This window comes from Pseudomonas sp. PDM10 (assembly GCF_014852295.1).
Lineage (GTDB): Bacteria > Pseudomonadota > Gammaproteobacteria > Pseudomonadales > Pseudomonadaceae > Aquipseudomonas.
Genome location: NZ_JACVBJ010000004.1, coordinates 479,338 through 504,832, shown reverse-complemented (window position 1 = coordinate 504,832; position 25,495 = coordinate 479,338). Strand labels below are relative to the sequence as shown.

General features: G+C 58.2%; 26 protein-coding genes and 3 pseudogenes. 17 read left to right on the top strand and 12 right to left on the bottom strand.

Translation table 11 applies throughout. From position 1 onward, the window contains the following. Positions 1 to 15 precede the first annotated feature (15 nt). The gene (locus IB252_RS16775; RefSeq protein ID WP_192409590.1) at positions 16 to 750 is read left to right on the top strand and encodes a FadR/GntR family transcriptional regulator; all 735 of its coding nucleotides are present in this window, start codon (positions 16 to 18) and stop codon (positions 748 to 750) included. Positions 751 to 947: 197 nt separating this feature from the next. Here the strand turns inward: IB252_RS16775 and IB252_RS16770 are convergent, their stop codons facing one another. Then, positions 948 to 1,880: a LysR family transcriptional regulator gene (locus IB252_RS16770; RefSeq protein WP_111452504.1), complete on the bottom strand. Its 933-nt coding sequence runs from the start codon at positions 1,878 to 1,880 to the stop codon at positions 948 to 950. A gap of 138 nt (positions 1,881 to 2,018) precedes the next feature. On the opposite strand from IB252_RS16770, the gene IB252_RS16765 reads away from it, so the two are divergent. The 5 genes from IB252_RS16765 to IB252_RS16745 all read left to right on the top strand — a co-directional run bounded on the left by IB252_RS16765 (position 2,019) and on the right by IB252_RS16745 (position 7,013). Next, positions 2,019 to 3,332: an MFS transporter gene (locus tag IB252_RS16765; protein ID WP_111452505.1), complete on the top strand. Its 1,314-nt coding sequence runs from the start codon at positions 2,019 to 2,021 to the stop codon at positions 3,330 to 3,332. 62 nt (positions 3,333 to 3,394) lie between these two features. Then, positions 3,395 to 4,144 carry a creatininase family protein gene (locus tag IB252_RS16760; protein WP_074877481.1) on the top strand — a complete coding sequence of 250 codons (750 nt, stop codon included), beginning with the start codon at positions 3,395 to 3,397 and terminating at the stop codon, positions 4,142 to 4,144. A 372-nt stretch (positions 4,145 to 4,516) separates the two neighbouring features. Next, positions 4,517 to 5,347 (top strand): type 1 glutamine amidotransferase domain-containing protein, encoded by an 831-nt coding sequence (locus tag IB252_RS16755; protein ID WP_192409589.1) that lies wholly within the window; start codon positions 4,517 to 4,519, stop codon positions 5,345 to 5,347. A gap of 363 nt (positions 5,348 to 5,710) precedes the next feature. Then, positions 5,711 to 6,289: a hypothetical protein gene (locus IB252_RS16750; protein ID WP_192409588.1), complete on the top strand. Its 579-nt coding sequence runs from the start codon at positions 5,711 to 5,713 to the stop codon at positions 6,287 to 6,289. Positions 6,290 to 6,338: 49 nt separating this feature from the next. Further along, positions 6,339 to 7,013: a MarC family NAAT transporter gene (locus tag IB252_RS16745; protein ID WP_192409587.1), complete on the top strand. Its 675-nt coding sequence runs from the start codon at positions 6,339 to 6,341 to the stop codon at positions 7,011 to 7,013. A 612-nt stretch (positions 7,014 to 7,625) separates the two neighbouring features. Here IB252_RS16745 and IB252_RS16740 read toward each other — a convergent pair. The 4 genes from IB252_RS16740 to IB252_RS16725 are packed head-to-tail and all read right to left on the bottom strand — an operon-like array spanning position 7,626 to position 10,680. Further along, the gene (locus tag IB252_RS16740; RefSeq protein ID WP_192409586.1) at positions 7,626 to 8,390 is read right to left on the bottom strand and encodes an ABC transporter ATP-binding protein; all 765 of its coding nucleotides are present in this window, start codon (positions 8,388 to 8,390) and stop codon (positions 7,626 to 7,628) included. A 16-nt stretch (positions 8,391 to 8,406) separates the two neighbouring features. Then, positions 8,407 to 9,117 (bottom strand): ABC transporter permease, encoded by a 711-nt coding sequence (locus tag IB252_RS16735; protein WP_090319936.1) that lies wholly within the window; start codon positions 9,115 to 9,117, stop codon positions 8,407 to 8,409. Then, a complete protein-coding gene (locus tag IB252_RS16730; protein WP_192409585.1) occupies positions 9,114 to 9,842 on the bottom strand; it encodes an ABC transporter permease in 729 nt (242 codons plus the stop codon). Before IB252_RS16730 ends, IB252_RS16735 begins: the two co-directional genes overlap by 4 nt. A 55-nt stretch (positions 9,843 to 9,897) precedes the next feature. After that, positions 9,898 to 10,680 (bottom strand): transporter substrate-binding domain-containing protein, encoded by a 783-nt coding sequence (locus tag IB252_RS16725; RefSeq protein WP_192409584.1) that lies wholly within the window; start codon positions 10,678 to 10,680, stop codon positions 9,898 to 9,900. A gap of 363 nt (positions 10,681 to 11,043) precedes the next feature. On the opposite strand from IB252_RS16725, the pseudogene IB252_RS16720 reads away from it, so the two are divergent. From IB252_RS16720 to IB252_RS30160, 3 pseudogenes are all read left to right on the top strand, one after another. After that, positions 11,044 to 11,220: pseudogene (locus tag IB252_RS16720) on the top strand (IS21 family transposase); the annotation flags it as partial. 118 nt (positions 11,221 to 11,338) lie between these two features. Beyond that, a pseudogene (locus tag IB252_RS16715) lies at positions 11,339 to 11,851 on the top strand (transposase); the annotation flags it as partial. Next, positions 11,851 to 11,991, top strand: a pseudogene (locus IB252_RS30160) (glutamine amidotransferase); the annotation flags it as partial. The pseudogenes IB252_RS16715 and IB252_RS30160, both read left to right, overlap by 1 nt. 26 nt (positions 11,992 to 12,017) lie before the next feature. On the opposite strand, the gene IB252_RS16710 reads toward IB252_RS30160, so the two are convergent. Further along, the gene (locus tag IB252_RS16710) at positions 12,018 to 12,941 is read right to left on the bottom strand and encodes a LysR family transcriptional regulator (RefSeq protein WP_192409583.1); all 924 of its coding nucleotides are present in this window, start codon (positions 12,939 to 12,941) and stop codon (positions 12,018 to 12,020) included. A gap of 138 nt (positions 12,942 to 13,079) precedes the next feature. On the opposite strand from IB252_RS16710, the gene IB252_RS16705 reads away from it, so the two are divergent. Next, positions 13,080 to 14,135, top strand: a complete 1,056-nt coding sequence (locus tag IB252_RS16705; protein ID WP_192409582.1) for a tartrate dehydrogenase — start codon at positions 13,080 to 13,082, stop codon at positions 14,133 to 14,135. 88 nt (positions 14,136 to 14,223) lie between these two features. Then, complete coding sequence (locus IB252_RS16700) at positions 14,224 to 15,564, top strand: dicarboxylate/amino acid:cation symporter (protein ID WP_192409581.1); 1,341 nt, start codon at positions 14,224 to 14,226, stop codon at positions 15,562 to 15,564. A 40-nt stretch (positions 15,565 to 15,604) separates the two neighbouring features. Here IB252_RS16700 and IB252_RS16695 read toward each other — a convergent pair whose 3' ends face one another. Next, positions 15,605 to 16,090 (bottom strand): adenosine-specific kinase, encoded by a 486-nt coding sequence (locus tag IB252_RS16695; protein ID WP_111452511.1) that lies wholly within the window; start codon positions 16,088 to 16,090, stop codon positions 15,605 to 15,607. 174 nt (positions 16,091 to 16,264) lie between these two features. Here IB252_RS16695 and IB252_RS16690 point away from each other — a divergent pair, with 174 nt between their 5' ends. From IB252_RS16690 to IB252_RS16680, 3 genes are all read left to right on the top strand, one after another. Then, positions 16,265 to 16,465 carry a YbdD/YjiX family protein gene (locus tag IB252_RS16690; RefSeq protein ID WP_111452512.1) on the top strand — a complete coding sequence of 67 codons (201 nt, stop codon included), beginning with the start codon at positions 16,265 to 16,267 and terminating at the stop codon, positions 16,463 to 16,465. A 153-nt stretch (positions 16,466 to 16,618) separates the two neighbouring features. Then, a complete protein-coding gene (locus tag IB252_RS16685; protein WP_192409580.1) occupies positions 16,619 to 17,551 on the top strand; it encodes a GlxA family transcriptional regulator in 933 nt (310 codons plus the stop codon). Between the two features lie 181 nt (positions 17,552 to 17,732). Beyond that, on the top strand, positions 17,733 to 18,707 hold the full coding sequence (locus IB252_RS16680) for a nitrilase-related carbon-nitrogen hydrolase (protein WP_192409579.1): 975 nt from the start codon (positions 17,733 to 17,735) through the stop codon (positions 18,705 to 18,707). A 163-nt stretch (positions 18,708 to 18,870) separates the two neighbouring features. On the opposite strand, the gene IB252_RS16675 is transcribed toward IB252_RS16680, so the two are convergent. The 3 genes from IB252_RS16675 to IB252_RS16665 all read right to left on the bottom strand — a co-directional run bounded on the left by IB252_RS16675 (position 18,871) and on the right by IB252_RS16665 (position 20,466). Continuing rightward, positions 18,871 to 19,569 carry a dienelactone hydrolase family protein gene (locus tag IB252_RS16675; protein ID WP_192409578.1) on the bottom strand — a complete coding sequence of 233 codons (699 nt, stop codon included), beginning with the start codon at positions 19,567 to 19,569 and terminating at the stop codon, positions 18,871 to 18,873. 120 nt (positions 19,570 to 19,689) lie between these two features. Then, positions 19,690 to 20,205: a DoxX family protein gene (locus IB252_RS16670; protein ID WP_008151486.1), complete on the bottom strand. Its 516-nt coding sequence runs from the start codon at positions 20,203 to 20,205 to the stop codon at positions 19,690 to 19,692. 57 nt (positions 20,206 to 20,262) lie between these two features. Next, positions 20,263 to 20,466 (bottom strand): hypothetical protein, encoded by a 204-nt coding sequence (locus tag IB252_RS16665; RefSeq protein ID WP_008151484.1) that lies wholly within the window; start codon positions 20,464 to 20,466, stop codon positions 20,263 to 20,265. A 404-nt stretch (positions 20,467 to 20,870) separates the two neighbouring features. Here IB252_RS16665 and glsB point away from each other — a divergent pair, with 404 nt between their 5' ends. From glsB to IB252_RS16650, 3 genes are all read left to right on the top strand, one after another. Continuing rightward, the gene (glsB, locus tag IB252_RS16660; RefSeq protein ID WP_008151482.1) at positions 20,871 to 21,779 is read left to right on the top strand and encodes a glutaminase B; all 909 of its coding nucleotides are present in this window, start codon (positions 20,871 to 20,873) and stop codon (positions 21,777 to 21,779) included. A 185-nt stretch (positions 21,780 to 21,964) separates the two neighbouring features. Continuing rightward, complete coding sequence (locus IB252_RS16655; protein ID WP_192409577.1) at positions 21,965 to 23,467, top strand: aldehyde dehydrogenase family protein; 1,503 nt, start codon at positions 21,965 to 21,967, stop codon at positions 23,465 to 23,467. Positions 23,468 to 23,634: 167 nt separating this feature from the next. After that, a complete protein-coding gene (locus IB252_RS16650; protein ID WP_111452520.1) occupies positions 23,635 to 23,985 on the top strand; it encodes a BON domain-containing protein in 351 nt (116 codons plus the stop codon). A gap of 65 nt (positions 23,986 to 24,050) precedes the next feature. On the opposite strand, the gene IB252_RS16645 is transcribed toward IB252_RS16650, so the two are convergent. Together IB252_RS16645 and cynS are read right to left on the bottom strand one after the other, a co-directional pair. Beyond that, positions 24,051 to 24,713 carry a carbonic anhydrase gene (locus IB252_RS16645; RefSeq protein ID WP_192409576.1) on the bottom strand — a complete coding sequence of 221 codons (663 nt, stop codon included), beginning with the start codon at positions 24,711 to 24,713 and terminating at the stop codon, positions 24,051 to 24,053. Between the two features lie 251 nt (positions 24,714 to 24,964). Continuing rightward, complete coding sequence (gene cynS, locus IB252_RS16640; RefSeq protein ID WP_008151471.1) at positions 24,965 to 25,432, bottom strand: cyanase; 468 nt, start codon at positions 25,430 to 25,432, stop codon at positions 24,965 to 24,967. Between the last annotated feature and the right edge of the window lie 63 nt (positions 25,433 to 25,495).

The following is a 25,495-nucleotide window of genomic DNA, read 5'->3' as shown; positions in this document are numbered from 1 at the left end:
GAGGGGAGAAAAAGAATGAGTGAAATGAATGTGCAACCCGTAACGCGGCGACCTCATCTGGCCGAGCACATCGCCCGCTCGCTGAGCGACGAGATTGCTTCCGGGCGGCTGCGGCCGGGAGACCGTTTGCCCACTGAACAGTTTCTCTCGCAGAACTTCGGCGTCAGCCGCAACGTGGTGCGCGAGGGCATCGCCACGCTGCGGGCGCAGGGGCTGATTCAGTCTCGCCAGGGCGTAGGCGTCTTCGTCTCCGCCGCCTCCCAAGCGTCAGAGCCTTTGGCACCGCAGGCGAGTGCGCCGATGCTGGACGGTGACAACACCATCCGAAATATGTTTGAGGTGCGGGCCGTGCTGGAAAGCCAGGCCGCGGCGCTCACCGCGTCGCACATGACTCCGGCCAAGCTGAAAATCATTCAGGCCGCGGTCCTGCGTATGCAATACGAAGGCGAGCCGACCCTGGAAACCGTCAACGCCGACCTCGATTTTCACAGGGCCATTGCGGCAGCGTCGGGCAACGACTACCTCGAGACGATGATTCGCACAGTGCTCGAGCCAATGCGCGCACTGATCACCATGACCTTCGCGCGGCGCGGCCCGGTGTTCAGCAATATTCCGCACGCGGCGCGCGGGGAGCATGAAGAACTCGTGCAGGCTTTTATCGATCGAAATGCGACGGCGGCACGCCAGATCATGGGGGAACATATCGTCAACGCAGCCTCACGATTCGGCTACGAGATCACATTTTTCTGATGGTTTCTGCCGCAAGGGGGTTGTCTCGTTGTTCTACAAGGCAGGCAGGTTGTTCTTTAGTCATGTGAGGCGCTATGAGTTGGCGAACAGTTGGCCGACAAAAGACGTCAACTGTTTGCTGCGGACATAATCAGGCGCATATCGAAAAATCCATCCCGTTACTTCGGTGATGGACTGAACCTCAAGTGGGGCTCAGGTCAGGCACTCGACACTCCTGTACCAGACGCAAACATCGGCAAGCGCTGCAACATCCAGTTCAGCAGCTCTTGAGCAGGGGCGGCCAACGGTCGACCGGATTTCACCAACAGTTTTGCTTCAACCCCAAGAAACAACGGATGGTCGATTGATACCGCCGCCAGGCTGCCGTTGGCGATTTCCCGATAGGCCGCGAATTCGCCGAGCAACGAAGCAAAACCGCCGTCCTCCACCATGCGCTTGAGCGCCGCGAGGGAGTTGCTGACGAGTACCGGGCGGATCTCGATTTTCTCGGCATACTCGAGCATCTTGATCGCATGACCGATACCGAATGTCGTGGGCGTCAGGACCAGTTGGCAGGCGAGGATATCCTCGACGGTTGCCGCCGCGCCTCGCAATGCCAATGGATGATCCGGGCGAACCAACAGCATCACCGGTTGCGAAAACGTCGCGCGATAGTCGATGTGCGGATGCGGCGGCGGATTGTACGCAAGGCCGATGTGCGCACGGTTTTCGGCGACTTCGTTGAGGACGTCGTCGACGGGCAGGATGTCCAGCCGCACATCAAGCTTGGGGTACTGCTTGCAGAACGGCGCGAGCACGTTGTCGACCAACGCATCAACATAGCCCTCGCTGATGACGACGCGCACATGGCCTTGCTGCAGGCCCTTGATCGCTTGCAACTGATCTTCGAGTTTCTCCTGGTGCGATCGATAGCCGCGCCAGAACTCCAGCAGGTGCGCCGCGGCCTCGGTGGGCTGAACACCACGTGCCTGGCGCTCGAACAGTTTTGCGCCGATTTCCTCTTCTAGCAGCTTGATCTGGCGTGTGATGACCGAGGGCGACGTATTGATGCTGTCGGCCGCGCCACGAATGGATCCGTGCGTCAGCACCTCATGAAAATACCGCAGCCTTTGTTGATTGATTTCGCGCATGCCGGGAACTCTCTCCAGAGATGTAGCGTTGCCTGTAGAGCAACACTACACGAACTTAGTTGCTCTTGCTGGTCCTGAGGTGCCGGTGCAACATTCTTGAGGACGAACGCAGACCAACAAGAATAACGGGAGATTCGCATGTCAATTCTTCAGACGCCGGCACGAAGTGATGCCATTTCAGCCCTTTACCGCAAGCTCAACTGGCGGCTGCTGCCACTCCTGTTCATCTGTTATGTATTTGCGTATCTGGACCGGATCAACGTCGGCTTTGCCAAACTGCAGATGCAAAATGACCTTGGGCTTTCCGATGCGGCCTATGGCGCGGGCGCCGGTATTTTCTTTCTGGGGTATGTGTTGTTCGAATTGCCGAGCAACCTGATGCTGCCGAAGGTCGGCGCACGGAAAACCTTCAGCCGTATTCTGGTGTGTTGGGGCATCACCTCGGCCTGCATGTTGTTCGTGCGCAACGTGCCGATGTTTTACGCCATGCGCTTTCTGCTGGGGGTGTTCGAAGCCGGTTTTGCACCGGGCATGATTTATTACCTGTCCTGCTGGTACGGTCCGAAACGTATGGCGCGGGCCATTGCGATCGTGTTTATCGCCGGCCCCATTGGCGGCATTGTAGGCGGCCCACTGTCTGCGTGGTTGATCACCACGTTCGAAGGCGTTGGCGGTCTGGCCGGCTGGCAGTGGATGTTCTTGATTGAAGGCTTGCCGTGTGTCTTCCTTGGTGTGCTGACCTTCTTCATCCTTTCCAATCGACCCGCTGAGGCGCGCTGGCTGAGCCATGAAGAAAAGGCCTTGCTGGCCAGTGAGCTGGGTGAATCGACCGGGCGCGTCCATTCGTTCCGTGCGGTGTTGCGCGACCCGAAAATCTACATTCTCGCCAGCGCCTATTTCTGCATCATCTTCTCGATCTACGCCATGAGTTTCTGGCTGCCGGCAATCCTCAAGGCCCAGGGCGTCAACGACACCATGCAACTGGGTTGGTACGCCGCGATTCCCTATGTCGCCGCCGCTTGCGGCATGTACTGGATAGGGCGCCGGTCGGACCGTGTCGGTGAAAGACGCTATCACTGTGCAGTGCCTGCGGGGATCGGCGCGAGCCTGCTGCTGGTGTACCCCTTTGCCGACGGCAACCTGATGGCCGCGCTGGCCCTGCTGACCCTGGCAACCGCCATGATGTTTATGGCCTACACCGTCTTGTGGGCGATGCCCTCTGAACACATCAAGGGCGAGGCGGCGGCGGGCGGCATTGCCTTGATTAATACCATCGGTCTTTCCGGCGGCTTCTGGGGGCCGGCCATGATCGGCTGGGCAAAAACCGCAACCGGCAGCGCGAATCTTGGCATCGTTATCGTGGGTTGCGTATTTTTGTGCGCAGCGTTGGTGATCCTGTCGACCAAGCCGAAAACCCGTGACGGCGCGATTCCGGAATACAGTGCGGGTTGATCTGTTGCCACCCGCGTCCTTTGTCCTGTTCCGCAAGGAACCCTTTAAAAGTGAGAACTCAAATGCTTTTACACCTGTCGACCTGGGCCGAGATCGGTCAATTTCTTCAGCGCAGCCGCACCATCGTGATCCCTATCGGTTCGAACGAGCAACACGGTCCAACCGGTCTTCTGGGGACCGACTGGATGTGCCCGGAAATCATCGCCGGTGAAGCGCAAAAAAACGCAGACATCCTGATTGCACCGACCTTCAATATCGGCATGGCCCAGCACCATCTTGGGTTCCCTGGAACCATCTCGCTGCGTCCGTCGACCTTTATTGCGGCGATCGGAGATTGGGTGCGTTCGCTGGCTGCTCACGGGTTTGAAAAAATCCTCTTCCTCAATGGCCACGGTGGCAACGTTGCATCGATCGAGGCGGCGTTCTCTGAGCTCTACGCCGAAGCCAGCTTCGCTCGACGCCCAGCAGGGTTCGCGCTGAAGTTGTGCAATTGGTGGGACCTTGAGGGGGTAGGGGAGCTTGCGCGCGAGCAGTTCCCTACGGGGCACGGCGTGCACGCCACGCCGTCCGAGATCGCGGTCACACAATGGGCCTATCCGGATTCGATCAAATCGGCTGAATACTCGCCGCAGATCGCCCCTTGGGGCCCGATCCGCGAAGCGATGGACTTCCGCGCACGCCATCCCGATGGCCGCATGGGCTCGGACCCGGCGCTGGCAACGCCAGAAAAAGGTCGTGAACTGGTGATGTTGGCAGCGCAGAGCCTGGTGCGGGAGCTGGACGCTTTCAGCCGCGAATCAATGCCCGGCTGAACCTGCGGCTTCTCAACGTGGCCAACGCCCGGTAGAACCGGGCGTTGGTGCGTCCTGTTTGAGGGGATTTCATGATTGAACATGACGTTTATGCCCGCTTGAAAGACCTCGGTACCGTTAGAAAAGGGACGGATTATTTTTCTCAAAAGAAGACGGTTGGGTGCAAGGCTCGGTGATCGTTGATGCGGATGGCTATCCGTTGGCTGGGCCGGCGGAGCAGGTAGGGAAGGCGCAAGACAAATCCGCTTCAGTGACGGCACACCCCAAATATTGATTACCCAATGTAATAAGTGAAAGTCTGTTAAGGGGCTCTATCGCTGCCTGCTCTAGTAATAAGATGGCTCCGTCAAACCATTCCTACTGGAGAATCGCGTGAAAAAAGCCATTATTGCCGCCCTGCTAGCCGGCGCCGCTAACTATGCCAACGCCGGCACGGTATTGGTTGTACTGTCGGATCAGGCTCAACTGGACCTGAAAGACGGCAAGGTCATGCAAACAGGTTTCTTCCTGAACGAATTAATGCAACCGGTGCAGACCTTCATCGCGGCGGGTCAAACCGTCGTATTTGCCACCCCTAGCGGCAAGGCGCCAACCGCGGACCAGAAATCCAATGATGTGAGCTTCTGGGGTGGCGATGAAAAGGCCCGTCAGGAAAGTCTCGCGCTACTGGCCACGCTGAAGCTGACCTCGAAGAGCGGATCGCCGGCAATCAGCTTCGCGCAGGTTCAGAAAATCGGCTACGACAAGTTCGATGCCGTATTCGTGCCTGGCGGCCATATCCCGATGCAGGATCTGCTGAAGGACAAGCAACTGGGCCAACTGCTGACCAACTTCCATGAAAAAGGCAAGGTCACCGGCTTCACCTGCCATGGCACCATAGCCATGTTGTCAACGATCCCGGACGCGCACGGCTTTGTCTCCGCGCTGGAATCGGGCAAACAGCCGGCAGCGCCAGCCAATTGGATTTACAAGGGCTACAAAGTCACCGCCTTCACCGACGCGGAAGAGGAGCAGGCCAAAGGTTTCCTCGGCGGTGGCCATATGAAACTGTTCCCACAGGATGGCCTGACAGCAGCCGGTGCTAACTTCTCCGAAGCCAAGCAATGGAGCGAGAACGTGATCGAAGACCGCGAAGTCATTTCCGGCCAGAACCCACAGTCGGCCAAGGCAGTCGCCGTGGCCATGCTGGCGAAACTGAAGTAATCCTGGGCGGCCGTTCCGGGCGAGCCGGGCCGTAGGTGCTGGGGGGCGAGCTGCTTTGGCTCCAGCACCACCGTCTATCCCGACACACTGCAAGCTTATGTGTCGGAAGACGACACCCGCACATTACGTCCAGGCCCAAGGGCGGCTTCGTAATGCGGGCTCTGCCGTTTCAATCCGCCGACTTCGGTCCGAAGGGAGGCCATTAGGTTTGCAGATTTGCAATACACAAATGAACGCTAAACTGAGCTGACTGGATTTGGTGATTGCTACCGAGGTCAATGCGATTCCATCGGCTACGGCAAGTCACCCCAGAAAGCCGTATGCAGGATTCGTAATGTCAACACTCTATGGAAGAGCACCCCCATGAGACCAATCCGTTCCGTTGCCTGCGCCATTGCGCTCGCTTCACTTCTCTCGACTGCCTGCCTGACCGCACATGCCGCCGATATACCGTTGGGAAGCAGTACGATGGAGGGGCACATTGTTTCCCGTGTATTGGCCGTTGATCCCGCTAACTACCAAGTCACCATCGAAGGTCGCGACAAAAGTCCAGTGCCTATCCAGCTCACCGACCAGGCCAAAAACCTGCACAATTTGAAAGTCGGCGACACGGTCGATATTCATGTGATTCGTTCAGTGGCTTATAGGCTTGATACCGAGGTTGGCGGTGCACCGGGCGTCACTAAGGAATCCATGTCCATCCGTGCCACCAAGGACAATCCCAATCCCGGAGGTGAAGCGGTTCGCCAGGTCAAGGTTACGTCCAAGATCATTCGCATTGACTTGCAACAGCATGAGGTGACCTTGCTTCCGCCGGAGGGAAAAGCAACGGTCCTGAAAGTCGAAGACCCGAAGCTTCAGGAAAGGATGAAGAAGCTCCAGGTGGGTCAGACGGTTGACGCCATTTATACCGAAGTCCTGAAGGTCAAAACTTCACGCTAACAACGCTCGCCGACAAACGTGGCCTCGAACAACAGGACTTGAGTTCGACATGACAGATCTGTTCAATGCAATCGGCCTTGGGTTGCTGGCGCTGCTGCCATTGACTAACCCTCCCACGACAGTGGCGCTGTTTCTCGCCTTGAGCAAGGGGCTGAGTCACAAGGAAAAAAAGACACAAGCTTTTCTGACGTCGTTCTATGTCTTTCTGATCATGACGTTGACTTACTACGTAGGCGCGTTTGTTATGGATGCATTTAACATCTCTATACCGGGCTTGCGTATGGCCGGGGGAGGAATTCTCATCATCATGGGCTTGAAGATGCTGTTTCCGCCGCCTCTTCAGCCCTCTGCTTCCAGCAGCGGTGCAAGCGAACAACCGAACTTTGCCTTCATTCCCCTGGCCATGCCCAGTACGGCCGGGCCTGGCACCATTGCGATGATCATCAGTTCCGCCGCCACTATCAAACACAGTACGTTATTTCCTGCCTGGGTCTTATTAACAGCCCCGCCGTTAATTTTCCTGTTTACCGCTCTTATCCTTTGGGTATGCCTGCTTGGCTCAGGAATAATCATGAGAATAATGGGACAGTCAGGCATTGATGCCATATCACGGCTGATGGGTTTCCTGCTGGTATGCATGGGCGCGCAATTCGCCATTAATGGCTCGGTGGAAATCATCCAAACCATCATCGACAGTAATGCTCACCTGTTTCGCCCTCAGTAATTTCGAGAGCCTTTATTGCTCTTCACGAAGGATAGCTCTCGGCAAATCGGTCCGGCTTTCCTAGGACTTGAAATCCTGGGTATGTCTGCGCGGCAGGCTGAAAACGGCCAAAACCAGCCTCTGATGTATATTTGTTGTCGCCACTTGTTATGGGCACTCATAAAGGATTCTGACTGTTGCCGCCACTGCTGGCCCCAAGCAGCCAACAATAGCGGTTGGCTGGCATACACGAGTAACGCCGCTGTTCTCGACGTCTCAGTTGCGCGCAACATCATAGGGTCATAGACGGCCGCACAGGAGACGACGAATATCAGCGATATGCGAAACCGCTTGTGCGGCGATACTCTGCTCGGGAGGTATAAAGTTCGGCAGGATAGCTAAATAGACCAGCAACCCTTCGGATTGAGAAAACTAGTCAGAAAGTACTTCACCACTAAGTCTTTGACGGGCGCTTGATCCAGTCTCAAATGTCCGGGAAGTAAGGCCAAGGCCATTAATCTGGAAGCTAAGTACATCAGAGACATCACACTGCTAGCCATACCTAAGCATCTTCAGCGCACATTTGAGCGGCTGGTCAGTCGCTCAAATGGTGAGTTGTGCCAATAGCGCCCCTTATTTCAGGTTGCCGCTGAGGAACTGCCGCAGGCGCTCGCTTTTGGGGTTACCTAATACGTCCTCAGGCGCACCCTGCTCTTCGACCCGCCCCTGGTGCAGGAACAGAACCTGGTTCGACACTTTGCGCGCAAAGCTCATTTCATGGGTCACCATGATCATGGTGCGGCCTTCTTCGGCCAGCCCCTGGATCACCTTGAGGACTTCGCCCACCAGCTCCGGGTCCAGGGCCGAAGTCGGCTCATCGAACAGCATGATCTCCGGTTCCATGCTCAGGGCACGCGCGATGGCGACCCGTTGCTGTTGACCACCCGAGAGAAACGCCGGGTATTGATCTGCAACCCGCGCCGGCAAACCGACCTTGTCCAGGTAGCGCCGGGCGCGATCCTCTGCGTCCTTCTTGCTGACGCCCAGCACCCGACGTGGGGCCATGGTGATGTTTTCCAGCACGGTCATGTGGCTCCACAGGTTGAAGTGCTGGAACACCATCGCCAGGCGAGTGCGGATGCGTTGCAGTTCATTGGCGTCGGCCACGCGCATGCCGTGGCGATCATGGACCATTTGAATCGGCTGGTTGTCCAGGCTCATGGCGCCGTCATTGGGTGTTTCCAGGAAGTTGATGCAACGCAGAAAAGTGCTCTTGCCCGAACCACTGGCGCCAATCAGGCTGATCACATCGCCGGTCTTGGCATTCAGCGAAACGCCCTTGAGGACTTCATGGCTGCCATAACTTTTGTGCAGGTTTTCAACGGTCAGTTTGTACATGAACAAGCATCCTGAATTAGTGAGCCGGGCCGAGGAAAGACAACCAACGGCGTTCAGCCAGGCGGAACAGGCCGACCAGGGAGAATGTGACTGCCAGGTAGATCAACGCGGCGATGCCGAACGACTGGAAGGTCAGGAAGGTCGCCGAGTTGGCGTCGCGTGCGACTTTCAGAATGTCCGGGATGGTCGCGGTGAACGCCACGGTGGTCGAATGCAGCATCAGAATCACTTCGTTGCTGTAGTACGGCAACGAGCGACGCAGGGCCGACGGCATGATCACGTAGGCATACAGCTTCCAGCCGGTCAGGCCGTAAGCCTTGGCCGCTTCGACTTCACCATGGTTCATGCTGCGAATGGCCCCGGCGAAAATCTCCGTGGTATAGGCGCAAGTGTTCAGGGCGAAGGCCAGGATGGTGCAGTTCATCGCATCGCGAAAGAACGCATCCAGGACTGGTTGAGCGCGCACCGCGGCCAGGCTGTAAATGCCGGTGTAGCAAATCAGCAATTGGATATACAGCGGCGTACCGCGAAACAGGTAGGTGTAGAACTGCACCGGCCAGCGCACCCAGACATTGGTCGAGACCCGGGCAATCGATAACGGAATCGACATCACGAAGCCGAAGAAGATCGAGGCACTGAGCAGCCAGAGAGTCATGGCCAGCCCGGTGATGTGACTGCCGTCCTGGAAAAGGAAGGGGCGCCAGTATTCCTGCAGAAGTTCGATCATCGCACGGCCTCCCGGGCACCTGCAGCGTAGAAGATTTCCATCCGGCGCAAGACGTAGTTCGAAACGGTGGTTATTACCAGATAGATCAAGGCAGCCAGAATCAGGAAGAAGAACAGCTGATAGGAGCTCTTGCCCGCGTCCTGGGCCACCTTGACCAGGTCGGCCAGGCCAATGATCGACACCAGCGCGGTGGCCTTGAGGATCACCATCCAGTTATTACTGATGCCAGGCAGGGCAAAACGCATCATTTGCGGGAACACCACTAAGCGAAAACGCTGAGCGCGGGTCAGGCCGTAGGCGGTAGCCGCTTCCATCTGCCCGCGGGGTACCGCGAGGATGGCGCCACGAAAGGTTTCGGTGAAATAAGCCCCGTAGATGAAGCCCAGGGTGATGACCCCGGCGCTGAACGGGTTGATCTCGATGTATTCCCATTCCATGAACTCGGTAAACGAGGTCAACCAGGTTTGCAGGCTGTAGAAAATCAACAGCATCAGCACCAGATCCGGCACGCCGCGAATCAGCGTCGTGTAGCACTGGGCAGGCAAGCGCAGCAATTTGACTTTTGACAGTTTGGCGCTGGCGCCGATCAGGCCCAGGCCAACGCTTACCAGCAAGCACAGAAAGGACAATTTGACCGTCATCCAGGAGCCTTCCAGCAACAGTGGGCCGAAGCCCTTGAGGCTGAAGCCTGACAGTCCGAGATTCTGCATTAGGATTTCTAGCATTGAGCAGCCCTACATCAATCAAATAAGTGCCCATCCGCAGATGGGCGCAGGGTCATTATTTGCCGCTGTAGAGATTCAGATCGCCAAAGTGTTTCTGTTGGACGACCGCATAGGTGCCATTGTCATGCAGCGCCTTGATGCCTTTGTTCAGTAAGGCCCGGAGTTCGGCGTTGCCTTTGGCCAGACCCACAGCGGTTTTGGATGGCAGAAGCGGGCTTTCGACCGGTTCGCTGACCTGGAAGTCGGCGCCATGAGGTGACTTCAGGAAGCCCAGTTCGGCTTGCAGCATGTCCTGGATTGAGGCATCGAGGCGTCCGGAGACCAGGTCAGCGTACACCTGGTCCTGGTTGGCGTAGGCCTGGGTCTCTACCCCGGCCTTGTCCAACACGGCCTTGGCGTAGGCTTCCTGGATGGTGCCTTGCTCGTAGCCGACTTTCTTGCCCTTGAGGGAGGTCGGATCGGTGCTGATGGCCGCACCTTTCTTGAATACCAGCGCGGTCGGGCCAGAGAACAGTTCGCTCGAGAAGTCGATGACTTTCTCGCGTGCTGGTGTGGCGGTCATGGAAGAGATCACGCCATCGAACTTGTTGGCCTTGAGGCCGGGAATCATGCCGTCGAAGTCGCTTTCGACCCACTTGCACTTGACCCTCAGCTCAGCGCAGATCGCATTGCCCAAGTCGATATCGAAACCCACCAGGCTGCCATCAGCGGCTTTGGATTCAAACGGCGCATAGGAAGGGTCGACGCCAAAACGCAACTCCTTGTACTCCTTGGCCTGCGCAGAACCGGCAGCCACACACAAAGCCAATGCAGAAAAGGTCAGAAATGTTTTTTTCATTGTTTTTATTCCGAAGGACCAAAATAAGCGCTTGTGCCAGATGAACACGGCTATGGAGCTCATATATCACTTAGGAAAAAGCAATACCCAAAAGCTCGTGCTCCTGGCGCACAAGGAGCTAGAGCTCCTGGGAAGAGGAGTCTAGAGGCAATCGTGTACGACAATAAGACGCAGAATGCGTTGATTTGACGAATTATTGGTCATTATGACGAGCAATATTGAACATATGATGCTTCGACTGTTGCCACTGAAGAAAAACCTTCCCAATAGAAGCTATTTTGCGGTCTCAAAACTGACCTAGGTGTTCAACTGCTTCTACTCAACTTTTGAACAAGACAGCACAGGGTGAACAGCATGGAAATGATGGGTAAAATTTTGCGGATGCATTTTCGCGGCAAGATGTCGCTGCATCAGATAGTGAGGCGTACCGGGCCGTCGAGAAACACCATCCGAAAATGGGTCAGAGCGCCCGAAGCAACTCAACCGGTGTTTCGGCGTTGCGCAGCCTTCAACAAATTCAGTCGATTTGCCCAACGATTGCTGTTGGTTGGCAGTTGCCCATAGGTGACCGTCTGCTTTTGGCCGATTCTGTTGAAAAAGTAGCCCCTGTCTGGCCTGCGGCAAAATCTCTGCATTGGCCAGCAGGGAAGCACGCAGCATGATGGGACAGTTATCGAGTGGGCAGGAACGGCTGTTTTACTCGTTCAACCTTGAAGATCACGTCCCCGCCAATCACCGTCTGCGTAGCATTGATCGGTGTCTCGATCTGAGCGACTTGCGCCATTACCTCGCTGATTTTTACAGCCCGATTGGGCGTCCGTCGATTGATCCCGAACTGATGATCCGCATGCTGATCATGGGCTATTGCTACGGCATTCGCTCAGAGCGTCGGCTGTGCGAAGAGGCCCATTTGAACCTGGCGTATCGCTGGTTCTGCCGGTTGAGCCTTGAAGATGAAGTCCCCAATCACTCGACCTTTTCCAAAAATAGACAAGTCCGTTTTCGGGACAGCGATCTGTTTCGCTGGCTGTTCAATGAAGTGCTGCATCGTTGCATGGACGCCGGCCTGGTCAAGGGCGAAGGCTTTGCCGTGAACGCCAGCATCATCAAGGCGGATGCCAGCCGGCAGCGCGGTGTACCGGGTGATGAACAGGTCAACTGGAGCGACCCGATAGCAGTCTGCAACAATGTCTGGACTGGAAACCGGACGTTGTTGTCGTTATTGGAGGAATGGTCTGGGAACGTGCAGAAGCACCGGATATGCGAGATTTTCTTCATGCCAGTCGTTCAAGTGGAGCGACAATTGCCGGCCCAAAGCAGTCGCCCACCAACCCTATTCATTCGCGCGTGGATTCCGGTTCTTCCAGGTGATCGATGTGCTTGAAGCGCTCGACCAGGAAATCAATCAAGCTGCGCACCCGCGCCGACAGGTGCAACTGTTGCGGATACACGGCGTAGACATCGGCGCGGGTTGGGGTCTGATCTTCCAGCACCAGGCGCAAGCGGCCGCTACGCACGTAACGGGCGATGTCCCATTCGGCCCGCAGCAGAATGCCGTAACCTTCCAGCGCCCAGTTCAGGGCCACTTCACCGTCGTTGCAGCCTAACGCGCCGCGCACTTTGATGTTTTGCGTGCGCCCGCCGTTGGTGAAACTCCACACGCCGTAGGGCGTTTCGTTTTGGCGAAGGAAGATGCAGTTGTGTTGCTGTAAATCCGCCAGGCGTTGGGGCACGCCATGCTGTTCCAGGTACAGGGGCGAGGCGCATAACAGACGGCGATTGGACGCAATCTTGCGGGCATGGAAAGCGGCGTCGGGCAGCGTGCCGAAACGAATACCCAGGTCAAATCCGTGAGTCGTCAGGTCGAGCGGGTGGTCGCTGATTTCCAGCTGTATTTCCACCTCCGGGTACTGCGCGAAGAACGCACCCAGAGCCGGGCCGATGTAGCGCCGACCGAACCCCAGCGAAGCATTGACGCGGATCAAGCCTTTAGGTGTCGCCCGGCTGCTGCTGATCAACTGCTCGACCTCATCGATCTGCGTGAGGATGCGCGCAGCATGGGAAAAATACAGTTCACCTTCCGAGGTCAGGCTCATCGAGCGGGTGGTGCGGTTGACCAGACGTATGCCCAGCCGTGCTTCCAGCGCGGTCAGGCGTTTGCTCACGGCCGGCGGGGTGACGCCCAACTCGCGAGCCGTCGCCGCCAGGCTGCCTTTGTTGGCCAGCAGGTAGAAAAAAGACAAATCCAGGGTTTGGCTCATTGGTAACTCAAATTCATCTATGTAGTGATTTGGAGTAACTCACGCTCATTTGTTCACTACATATACTCCGCTCACACCCTGATTGAACACCCCCGTTCGACAGGCACAACAAGAACGTGACGAGAGTGGAGTTAATAGATGAGCACCTACAAAATTGCTGCAGTTCCAGGTGATGGTATCGGTGTAGAAGTGATCGCTGCGGGCGTCGAGGTGCTGCAAGCCTTGTCGAAGAAATCCGGCTTCGAACTGGATTTCAAACACTTCGACTGGAACTCAGATAACTACCTGAAAAACGGTTACTACATTCCTGAGGGTGGCCTGGAAGAGCTGAAAACCTTCGACGCCATTTTCTTCGGCGCGGTCGGTGCGCTCAACGTGCCGGATCACATTTCGCTGTGGGGTCTGCGCCTGCCGATCTGCCAGGGCTTCGACCAGTACGCCAATGTGCGTCCGGCTCGCGTGCTGCCAGGGGTTAAAAGCCCGCTGCTCAATGGTGATCAAATCGACTGGGTGGTGGTGCGTGAAAACTCCGAGGGCGAGTACTCCGGCAACGGCGGTCGTGTCCACCGGGGCCTGCCTGAAGAAGTCGCCACCGAAGTGTCGGTGTTCACTCGGGCCGGGGTCGAGCGCATTCACCGTTTTGCCTTCGAACTGGCGCAAAGCCGTCCACGCAAACACCTGACCATGGTCACCAAATCCAACGCCCAGCGTCACGGCATGGTGCTGTGGGACGAGATCTTCTATGAAGTCGCCAAGGATTTCCCGGACGTCAAAATCGACAAGGAACTGGTCGACGCCGTGACCACGCGCATGGTGCTCAAACCGTCGACGCTGGACGTGATCGTCGCCACCAACCTGCACGCCGACATCCTGTCCGATCTGGCCGCCGCGTTGTCCGGCAGCCTGGGCATCGCGCCGACTGCCAATCTGAACCCCTCGCGCAAATTCCCCTCGATGTTCGAGCCGATCCACGGCTCGGCCTTCGACATCACCGGCAAAGGCGTGGCTAACCCAATCGCAACGTTCTGGACGGCGGCGATGATGCTCGAACACCTGGGCGAAGCAGCCGCGGCGAAGCACCTGATGTCGGCTATCGAGGCGGTGACCGAGAGCGGTCTGCACACCCCGGATCTGGGCGGCACGGCCACCACCCGCCAGATCACGGATGCGGTCATCGAGTTGATCAAACGCTGATTCAAGCGGCGGCACAACGCCAAGGGGCTGATCACCGATCAGAGCCCCTTGGCATTTCCTGACAACAATAAAAAATCAGGGCCCTGTCATGAAAAGAATATTCGGCAAACTTTACGTACAAGTGCTCATCGCCGTGATCCTCGGCGCCATCGTCGGGGTATTGGTGCCCGAAACCGGAACAGCGCTCAAACCCTTGGGCGACGCGTTCATCAAACTGATCAAAATGCTCCTCGCCCCGGTGATCTTCCTGACGGTGGTCACGGGCATTGCGCGCATGGAGAACATGAAAGAGCTGGGGCGCGTCGGCTTTCGGGCACTGATCTATTTCGAAGTGGTGTCCACCCTGGCACTGGTCGTCGGCCTGGTGGTGGTTGACGTGTTCAAACCCGGTGCCGGCATGAACATCGATGTCGCCACGCTGGATACGTCCAGCCTGGCCACCTACACCAGCGCCGTGAAGCATGCGTCGTTCATGGACTTTGTGATGAACATCATCCCCGACACCATCGTGGATGCCTTCGCCAAGGGCAATGTGCTGCAAATATTGCTGTTCTCCATTCTGCTGGGCATTGCCCTGGCGCATGTCGGGCCTCGTGCCAAGGCGTTCGTCGACACGCTGGACAGCCTGATGCAGGGCATGTTTCGCATCGTCAACATGGTCATGCGTCTGGCACCCATCGGCGCCTTCGGGGCGATTGCCTTCACCATCGGCAAATACGGCTTTGGCTCGCTGTTCTCACTTGGCAAGCTGATGGCTTGTGTCTACCTGACCTGTGCGGTGTTCGTGATTTTTGTACTGGGCCCGATCTGCCGCTACAGCGGATTCAGCCTGTGGAAGTTTTTGAAATTCATCAAGGAAGAACTGTTCACCGTCCTCGGCACCAGCTCTTCGGAGTCGGTGCTGCCGCAGATGATTTCCAAGATGGAAAAGGCCGGTGTTTCCAAACCCGTCGCCGGCCTGATCATTCCTTCGGGCCTGACCTTCAACCCGGACGGACAGGCGATCTACTACACCATCGCCGCGATCTTCATCGCGCAGGCCACGAACACGCCGCTGACCCTGACGGATCAGTTGATCGTCCTGGCCGTGCTGATGTTTACCTCCAAGGGCTCTGCCGGGGTCACCGGCTCGGGATTCATCATTCTGGCAGCGACGTTATCGTCCCTTGGCACCATTCCGGTGGCGGGCATGGTGCTGCTGTTGGGCGTCGACCGGTTCATGTCGGAAGCGCGTGCGATCACCAACACCATCGGCAATGGCGTCGGGACAATGGCTATTGCCAAATGGGTCGGGGCGCTGGACACCGTGAAAATGCACAAGGCGTTGAACGGTGAGGTCGAAGGGGAGAAGCCCGCAGAGGTTATCGCTGCTCCTTCGGCGTTGGGCGCTCGCGTGCTGCCAGGCCGCCCAAAAACCTCTCAGGCGTGAGGTGTGAGGCGCTGAACGTGATGCTCAGCGCCTGCTTTGCTCAAAGTTTGTAGCCGATCTGCCGCAACAGGTTCTTGCGCCACAGGATGTCTTCCTCGCCTTCAATGCCACGGGCACAGAAGCCATCCACCACGCCCAGAATCGCTCGCCCTTGGTCCGTCTCGGCCAGAATCACTTCAGTCGGGTTGGCCGTTGCACAAAAGATGCGGCACACCTCTGGAACCATTTTGACGGCGTTCAACACGTTTACGGGATAGAAGCCATCGGCGAGAAAAATGATGAAGCTATGGCCTGCGCCGATGGCTTGGGCATTGCTCCGGGCCAGGTCGATCATGGCGGCATCGGTGCCGGACCAGCGCACCAGGCAGTTGCCGGAAGCTTCGCAAAAGGCCACGCCAAAGCGGATACCTGGCACGGCATTGACCATCGCTTCGTGGATGTCCTCGACGGACTTGATGAAGTGGGTCTGACCGAAAATGAAGTTGGTCGCTTCCGGTTTGTCGATTTTCAACGTGATGAGTTGCATCTCGAACGCCTCCTTTCACGATGTCGTTACTCTTCAGCCTAGCGTGAGAACGAGCCGGGCGTTGAGCGTCACCGCTGTTGATACTTGAAAATACAAATGGCCCCGGTGCTGACACAGTGCAGATACATCAGTGCGCTTTCATGGGCCAATCCCACACGCACAGAGAGAATTGCCATGTACCGCAAACTGCAGCATGTCGCGAAGTTCTTCAGCCAGAGCGCGCGTTTAATGGTTGGCGTACCCGATTACGATAACTACGTTGCGCAAATGGCGCTCAATCATCCCGGCGAACCGGTCATGAGCTATTCGGCGTTTTTCCGCGAGCGTCAGGAGGCCCGTTTCGGCCGTGGCAAATGCAATACCCGCTGCTGCTAGAACTCGCATCGTTCAACCCATCGAGATTGGCCGAACCGCCGATACCGGTCAGCGTCAGTACCCTAAAGCGTGCAATGACGATCATCTTGCGATGCAACGTCAGTGGCTGTTAAATCAGGCATACCACTTTTAAGGTCAGAAGAGCCAACTGCCATGCACGCCATCGGACTCATCGTTTACCCCGGGTTTCAGGTGTTGGGCCTGGCCATGTGCGCCACGTTCGAGTTGGCCAACATGGCCACCGCCGAACCGGCGTACGACATTGCCTTGCTGTCCGAGCACGGCGGTACGGTGCAGACCTCCGCCGGGTTTGGCGTGGAAACCACGGCGTTCGACCAGCGCTCGTTCGATACGCTGTTGGTGATGGGCGACAACCTGATCCGTCCAGTATCGCCGGGCATGGTGGCGTTTTTGCGCAACGCCAGCCGGACCACCCGGCGTCTGGGCTCGATCTGCAGCGGCGCCATTGCGCTGGCCGAGGCTGGTTTGCTGGATGGCCGACGGGCGACCACGCACTGGTGCCATGCACCGGCGCTGCAGAAGGCGTACCCGAAGGTGAAGGTCGAGGAAGACCGGATCTTCATCAACGACGGCAACATCTGGACGGCCGCGGGCATGAGCGCTTGTGTCGATCTGGCGTTGGCGCTGGTGGAAAAGGATCTGGGCGCGGAAGTGGCGCGGCGGGTGGCCCGGCAATTGGTGGTGTACCACCGACGCGCGGGAGGGCAGTCGCAGTTTTCGGTGATGCTCGAACTGGAGCCCAAGACCGACCGCATCCAGGCCGCATTGGCCTATGCCAAACAGAACCTGAAGTCCGCACTGTCAGTCGAGGAACTGGCCAGCGCCGCCAACCTCAGCCCTCGGCAATTCAGCCGTGTGTTCCATGCCGAAACCGGGCAATCACCGGCCAAGGCTATCGAAAACCTGCGGGTAGAAGCGGCGCGTCTGATGATGGAAACCGGTCGTCACCCCATCGACGTGGTGGCGACCGATACCGGTTTTGGCGATCGGGAGCGGATGCGTCGGGCGTTTATCCGCGCATTTGGCCAGCCACCGCAGGTCATTCAACGCGCCAATCGCGGGTGATGCCACGCTCTGTAGGAGCAAAGCTTGCTCGCGATAGCGGTCTCAAAGACGCCATCGCGAGCAAGCTTTGCTCCTACAGAAGAGCGTGTCCTAAAAGGTGGTGTATTCGACATTTCGGTCTAAATATTATTGGCGTAATTTTGATCTCGAAGTAGTCCATTCCCTCAATGAGATCACCGCCATGACCCTCGTAAAAGCAGCCGCCGTACAAATCAGCCCCGTTCTTTACAGCCGTGAAGGCACCGTCGACAAAGTGGTGCAGAAAATTATCGAGCTTGGCGAGCAGGGCGTGCAGTTTGCCGTGTTCCCGGAAACCATCGTGCCTTATTACCCGTACTTCTCGTTCGTTCAGTCGCCTTTCGAAATGGCGGCCGAACACCTCAAACTGCTGGATCAGGCCGTCACTGTCCCTTCGGCTGCCACCGAGGCTATCGGCGCCGCCGCCAGACAGGCCGGCATGGTGGTTTCAATCGGCGTCAACGAACGTGACGGCGGCACGCTGTACAACACGCAGTTGTTGTTCGATGCCGACGGCACCCTGATTCAGCGTCGGCGCAAGATTTCCCCGACCTATCACGAACGCATGATCTGGGGCATGGGCGACGGCTCAGGCCTGCGTGCCACCGACAGCGCAGTAGGGCGCATCGGCCAGTTGGCGTGCTGGGAACATTACAACCCGCTGGCCCGTTATGCCTTGATGGCCGATGGCGAACAGATCCACGCGGCGATGTATCCAGGATCGTTTGCGGGGCCTTTGTTCGCTTCACAAATGGAAGTCAGCATCCGCCAGCATGCATTGGAGGCGGCCTGCTTCGTGGTCAACTCCACCGCTTGGCTGAACCCTGAACAACAGGCGCAAATCATGGCCGACACCGGTTGCCCCATCGGCCCGATTTCCGGTGGTTGCTTTACCGCGATCATCAGCCCGGACGGCGTGGTGCTGGGCTCATTGACCGAAGGCGAAGGCGAGGTGATCGTCGACCTCGACATGGGCCTGATCGATAGGCGCAAACGCATGATGGATTCGCGCGGTCACTACAGCCGTCCGGAACTGTTGAGCCTGTTGATAGATCGCACACCGACGAGCCATGTGCATGAACGCAGTGCTCATCCGAAGTTGATGGTGAACGAGGTGGTAGAAGAAACCAGTCGTTGAGCGGCTGAGACCGTGTCGACGCCATCGCGGGCAAGCCATGCTCCTACATTGGAATGCATTTCCCCTGTGGGAGCGTGGCTTGCCCGCGATGGGGCCATCACAGACACCAAAAAAAGGGGACTTCCACCGGATCGATGGAAGTCCCCTTTTTGCTCGTCTGGCCTTACAGTTCCTGACCCAAAAAGATCAGTGTATTGCCATGGGCTTCAGCCGCTGCGCGCTGGTTGTAGCTGTCGCGATGCGAGCAGTTGAAGCCATGTTCGGCCTCTGGGTACACGACAATTTCCACGTTATCGTTGGTATCGAAGCGCTCGGCGATTTTCTCCACGGCTTCCAGTGGGATGTGGCTGTCCTGTTCACCGAAGTGCATCAGCAGCGGCACTTCGATTTCATCGGCGCGGTCCAGATGATTCTGGATGCCGCCGCCGTAATAGGCGATGGCCACGTCCACCAGCCCATTGGCGGCGGTGTGGTACGAGAGCAGACCACCGAAGCAGTAACCAATCGAAGCGATCCCGCCGTCCAGACCCGGCTGGGCTTTCAAGGCGTCGATGGCCAGTTCGATGTCGGTCTGTGCCTTGCCGACATCGGTGGCGTTCATCAAGTCGACGGCGCGTTTCCAGCCGGCCTCGTCGTAACCCAGTTCGATGCGGTGACCGCTGCGCCAGAACAGGTCCGGTGCAATCACCAGATAACCGTCGGCAGCGTATTGTTCAGCGACCGAGCGGATGTGTTCATTCACGCCAAAAATTTCCTGGATCAACACGATCCCCGGGCCTTTGCGGGTGTGCGGAATCGCCAGGTAAGCGCCGAATTTACCGTCGGCGCTGTCGATTTCGATCCATTGGGTGGTCACGCTCATGGTGGCTCCTGTCTACACAAGTGAGTGGGGTGAAGGTTACTGGGGTTGTGTGGTGTTGAAGCTTGGCATCACCTGCATACGTTTCCATCATTCGGCGAAACCGTCCACTGCAAATACCCTTCAGCGGTTATCGCGACGCCAGAAGACTCGAGCCAGCAGCGCATCGAGGCTGAGCTTGCCGGCACCCGAGAGCAACAGCGGCATAAAGGCCGCGAGGTAGATCAGCGGCAGTTTGAAGTTGCCGTGCCCCTTGTTGCTGATGGCGTAACCCTGAGCAAGCTCACTCAATGTAGACCAATCGGCCGGCCAGTGAACGGCGGCAGTCGCGACGACCGTGACCACGATCAAAATGATTGCCGAGATCCGTGTCCCCAGGCCGACCAGTATGGCCAGGGCGCAGATCAGTTCGGCCCACATCGACAGTTCCCAGTTCAGCGTGGCCGGCACGTGGTTGAAGGGGAACGGGAAGCTGTCCTGAATATCGGCGAACCAGTTTTCGCCATTGAATTTTTCCAGGCCTGATTCGAAGAACTCCCACGCGAGGAACACCCGCAGGGTCAGCGGCGCAATCCAGCTACCGGCACGGTCGAGGTTCAGGTGCAGGCCTTTCACGGCCGATGAGAGTGAGGTGGTCATGGGCTTGATCTCCGTTCAGTCAGGGAGGAGGGGCACAGCGGTGCCCCATGCAAAGGGTTACTCGCTGGCGCCGCACTTGCCTTCGCCACATTTACCTTCCGCCGGTTTTTCTGCCGAGTCGGCCTGGACCTGGCTGTAGCCGTGGGCCAGTTGTTTCATGCTGAACGCCTCGGACTCAGAGGCAGAAGCCACGTTGGACAGGGCCAGGCCGCCAGCGATGATCAGGCCGAGGGTCAAGGAAGAGGTCGAGAGCTTGAACATGGTGATACTCCGTAGCATTGAGTGAGTTGAGCGCTTTGATCGGCGTGGCCAATCGACAGGCACAGTTCATCAAGCAGGTGTATCTGCGATGTGTCTTTGGCGTGGGGTTTTAGGGGTGGGGTGTGTCGGGAGGGGGGCTGTACACACTGTGATACGTAAACCACTGATCTCTTGTGGGAGCGAGCCTGCTCGCGATAGCGGTGTGTCAGTCAACATCATTGTTAAATGACACACCGCTATCGCGAGCAGGCTCGCTCCCACAGGGGATCAGGGGATCAGGGGATCAGTGGGGTATTGGAGATTGGGTTTATCCAATGCCACGGAAAACTGTGATCCGGCCTCGACCGCTGGCGTCTAGCGTCTGTGTCCCCGCAATCCCATGGGGCGAGACTTCGGAACCCGGCATGCAAGCGCTGTTGAACGAGATCCTTGACGCAGTTCGTCCCCTGATCGGCCAGGGCAAGGTGGCTGACTACATTCCCGCCCTCGGTACGGTGCCGGCCGATCAGTTGGGCATCGCGGTGTACGGCAATGACGGCGAACTGTATTGCGCCGGCGATGCCCATACGCTGTTCTCGGTGCAGAGTATTTCCAAGGTGTTCAGCCTGGTGCAGGCCATCGAGCACTCCGGCGAAGCCATCTGGCAGCGCTTGGGTCATGAGCCTTCCGGCCAACCGTTCAATTCGCTGGTGCAACTGGAATTCGAGCGCGGGCGCCCGCGCAATCCCTTCATCAACGCCGGTGCGCTGGTGATCTGCGACATCAATCAGTCACGCTTTGCCGCGCCGGCACTGTCGATGCGCGATTTTGTCCGTCGACTGTCCGGTAACCCGCAAGTCATGGTGGATGGCAAGGTGGCCGAGTCCGAATACCAGCACCGCGCGCGCAACGCTGCGATGGCTTATCTGATGCAGTCGTTCGGCAATTTCCACAACGACGTCGAAGCGGTGCTGCGCAGTTACTTCAGCCATTGCGCGCTACGCATGAGCTGCGTGGATCTGGCGCGGGCGTTCTGTTTTCTGGCCAATGACGGCTTCTGCAAGCACAGCGGCGAACAGATCCTCACCGCCCGCCAGACCCAGCAAGTCAACTCGATCATGGCCACCAGCGGCCTCTACGATGAAGCCGGCAACTTTGCCTATCGCGTCGGTTTGCCCGGCAAGAGCGGCGTGGGCGGGGGGATTGTCGCGGTGGTGCCCGGGCAATTCACGGTGTGCGTCTGGTCGCCGGAGTTGAACACCGCCGGCAACTCCCTCGCGGGCATGGCCGCGCTGGAGTTGCTGAGTCAGCGGATTGGCTGGTCGGTGTTCTAGGCACGGTATCGCGGCTCATGACGGCCACCCTGGAAAACAGGAAACGCTGATGCACCTTTTTCAGCGTAGGAGGGCCGGGTGCCGGGCCGCCGGGTTTTCGATCACCGGTCAGGCGTGCGGTTAATGACGCTCCAGGGATTTTCCTATACATTTTCCGGCCGCCCCCTGCATGGTGAAACCGCTTCATGTCTCTTGCGCTCGAACGTCTAGTCGCTGGCACGCCGATCCCTTTCGCTGGTAACCGCGTCACTGTGGTCAGCCCCGAATTGGCCGCACGTTTTCAGCCCGGGGACCATTTGCTGGTGGAGCAGGTCAGCGGCGAATTGTTGCTGATCCCGGTGGCTGACCAGCAAGCGGCGGCCATTGCAATCGATCGAGCCGAAGCGGCCTTCAGCGCAATGTCCGCGGTCTCCGATCAAGCCATCAGCGAGTTCTTCGATCGCTTCGCCCAACGCCTGGAAGACCCTGCCTGCTGGGCCTTGATCGAAGCCGCCAACCTGGCCGACATCGAACGGGCCAAGGCCCGCGGACGCTCCACCACACGGCTTCTGGCGGATGAACGCATGCGCCGCGACATGATCGCCGGCCTCAGGGCCTGGCGCGATGCGTCCGCCACGCGCGGCAAAGTGGTCAGTTGCATCGAGCATGACGGCTGGAAAGTCGAGCAAGTGGTCTCGCCCCTGGGCATCGTCGCGTTCGTCTTCGAAGGCCGGCCAAACGTCTTTGCCGACGCCGCTGGTGTGTTGCGCACGGGTAACACGGCGGTGCTGCGCATTGGCAGCGATGCGTTGGGCACGGCGCAAGCCATCGTCGCCCATGCGCTGAATCCGGCACTGAGCGATGCCGGGTTGCCGACCGGCGCGGTGTCGCTGGTGGAAAGCGTCAATCACGCCGCCGGCTGGGCGATGTTCGCCGACCGACGCCTGTCGCTGGCGGTGGCCCGAGGTTCGGGTCGCGCCGTCAGTCAATTGGGCAGCATCGCGCAACAGGCCGGCACCGCCGTCAGCCTGCACGGCACCGGGGGTGCCTGGCTGATCGCCGACAAATACGCCGATGCCCAGCGCTTTGCCGCTGTAGTGCGCAACTCCCTGGATCGCAAAGTCTGCAACACGATGAACGTCTGCCTGATTCACCGTGACCGTGTCGCAGAACTGCTGCCGCTGTTCCTCGACGCGTTGCAACAGGCCGGCACCGCACGCGGGCAGGGCTGCAAATTGCACATCGTCGAAGGCAGCGAGTCGTACTTGCCGACCGATTGGCAGACCGCCAGCGTTGAGGTGTACCGCGCCGAAGGCTATCAAACCGAAGCGTTGGCCGAGCCGCTGCCCGAGGATCAGTTGGGCCGCGAGTGGGAATGGGAAGAAACCCCGGAAGTCAGCCTGAAGATCGTCGATGACCTGGACAGCGCCATCGCGTTGTTCAATCGCTACAGCCCGCAGTTCACCGTGTCGTTGATCAGTGAAGATGCCGCGGCTCAGGAACGCTTCTACAGCGCCGTCAACGCACCTTTTGTCGGTAACGGGATTACCCGCTGGGTCGACGGACAGTACGCGCTGAACAAGCCGGAACTGGGGCTTTCGAACTGGGAGAGCGGCCGCCTGTTTGCTCGCAGCGCGATTCTTTCGGGAGATGGGGTGTTCACGATCCGCAGTCGCATGACCCAGACGGATCTGTCGGTCAAACGCTGATCCAGCACCACGACCCCGGTCAACAGCCGCACTATACTTAATGTGCGTCCGTAGGGGCGTGGCGAGCACTCCAAAACGAATCAGATGTCCATAACGCTCGTCTGAGCATCAAGGCTGCACAGCCAATGGACGGGCAGTGCATCTGATGACGGAGAGAGGGTTACATCATGAAACTTCATTCCTTCCAACAATACTCTCATGATCTGGAAAGGGGCGTTCACGACACGTGGATTACCGCCAGGGTGAAGTCAGCCCTGGCAATGGCCGAACCCAGCCTTGGCCTGCAAATCCATGTCAAAACCCATGGGGGCACGGTGGCATTGAGCGGTCGCGTCAACACCCATAAACAGTGTGAGCAGGCTGTTGCTCTGACCCGTTCGGTTCAGGGGGTCGTCGATGTCGATGCCAGAGACTTGCTGACTCACGTGTTCAGGCCAGGCAGTATTCCAGAACCACCCAACGCGGAAGAGGCCCCTGAGCGTCGGCCACCATCGTCAACCAGGATCGACGATAAATAACCCGGTCGATCGTGTCAGTGCAGCGCTCCCGTGAGCCGGGAGCGCTGCGTCGATGGATACACACTTCAGGCTGCTGCTTCTATGGATCGGGCTTGAAGGGCGCAGGTGTCCGGATACTCGGCGAGCGCCACAAAACGATGGCTGTTGGCATCCAGGGCGTCGACCGAACCGGTCTCGATGTCGTAAACCCAACCATGCAAATTCAACAGGCCTTTCTCCTGAGCCAGGCGCACGCTCGGATGCGTCTGGATGTTGGCCAGTTGCGCGATGACATTCTCCCGAACCATTGAACTCACCTTCGCCGCTTCATTGGCGTGAGGGCGGGATTCGTTGATGACTTTCGCTGATTCGGCGTGTTGCAACCAGCCGCTGACGGCGGGCAGGTGGTCCATGCATGTGCACTTGGCGACGGCGGTCATGGCGCCGCAGTCCGAGTGCCCGCAGATCACAATGTCGGTGACGCCGAGCACCGCGACCGCATATTCGACCGTGGCCGACACACCGCCGGGGTGAGGGCTGTAGGAGGGCACGATGTTGCCGGCGTTGCGGATCACAAACAGTTCACCGGGTTCCTGTTGGGTCAGCAGCTCCGGCACGACACGGCTGTCGGAACAGGTGATGAACAGCGTGCCCGGATGCTGGGTAGTGGCCAGGTGTTTGAACAGGTCGGTCCGTTGCGGAAAGGCGTCTTTCTGGAACTTCAAAAAACCTTCGATGAGCGCTTTCATGGCGATGTCCTCATGCGTGAATCAAATGATTATTTTTTGTAGCAGCTGCCGAGCCTGCGAGGCTGTGGCGAGGGGATTTATCGAAACGTCGCACCGCCCCGTTCGGCGGCGAAGCCGTCGTAATCCATTGGATGCGCAGTGGTTGGAAAAAAAGGGGCCGCTTCGCAGCCCAACGGGGATAAATCCCCTCGCCACAGCCTCGCAGGCTCGACAGCTGCTACGGATTTAGCACGGTGCGGGCCGGTATCCGCTTAGAACGGACGCAGTGGCAGGAACTTGCCGTCGAGGGTAATCACCGCGCGGGAGCCGCCTTCCGGGTCTTCGACTTTCTTCATGTCGAGCTTGAAGTTGATCGCACTGATGATGCCGTCGCCGAATTGCTCATGAACCAGGGCTTTCAGGGTGGTGCCGTAAATCTGGATCATTTCGTAGAAGCGATAGATGGTCGGGTCGGTCGGGACACCCGAGAGGCTGCCGCGCAGCGGAATGATCTGCAGGCGGGCCACGGAGTCGGCGTCCAGGTCCAGTTTTTCGCCAATCACCTTGGCAGCGCTTTCCGGCAGCGGGTGCTGACCGAGCAGGGCGGCAGTGACGTAGGCCAGGCCGAGGCCGGTGCCGTCGGTCAGATCCTGCCAGGACAGGTTTTTGCGCGCTTTTGCATCGAGGATCGACGTGGTCAGGGCCAGGCTTGGGTCGTTGTAGGCGTGGGACTGTTGCATGGTGATTCTCCTGTCGGGAGTGATGTTGCTTGGGTGTGGAGCCATCTTCTGCCGATCGATCCA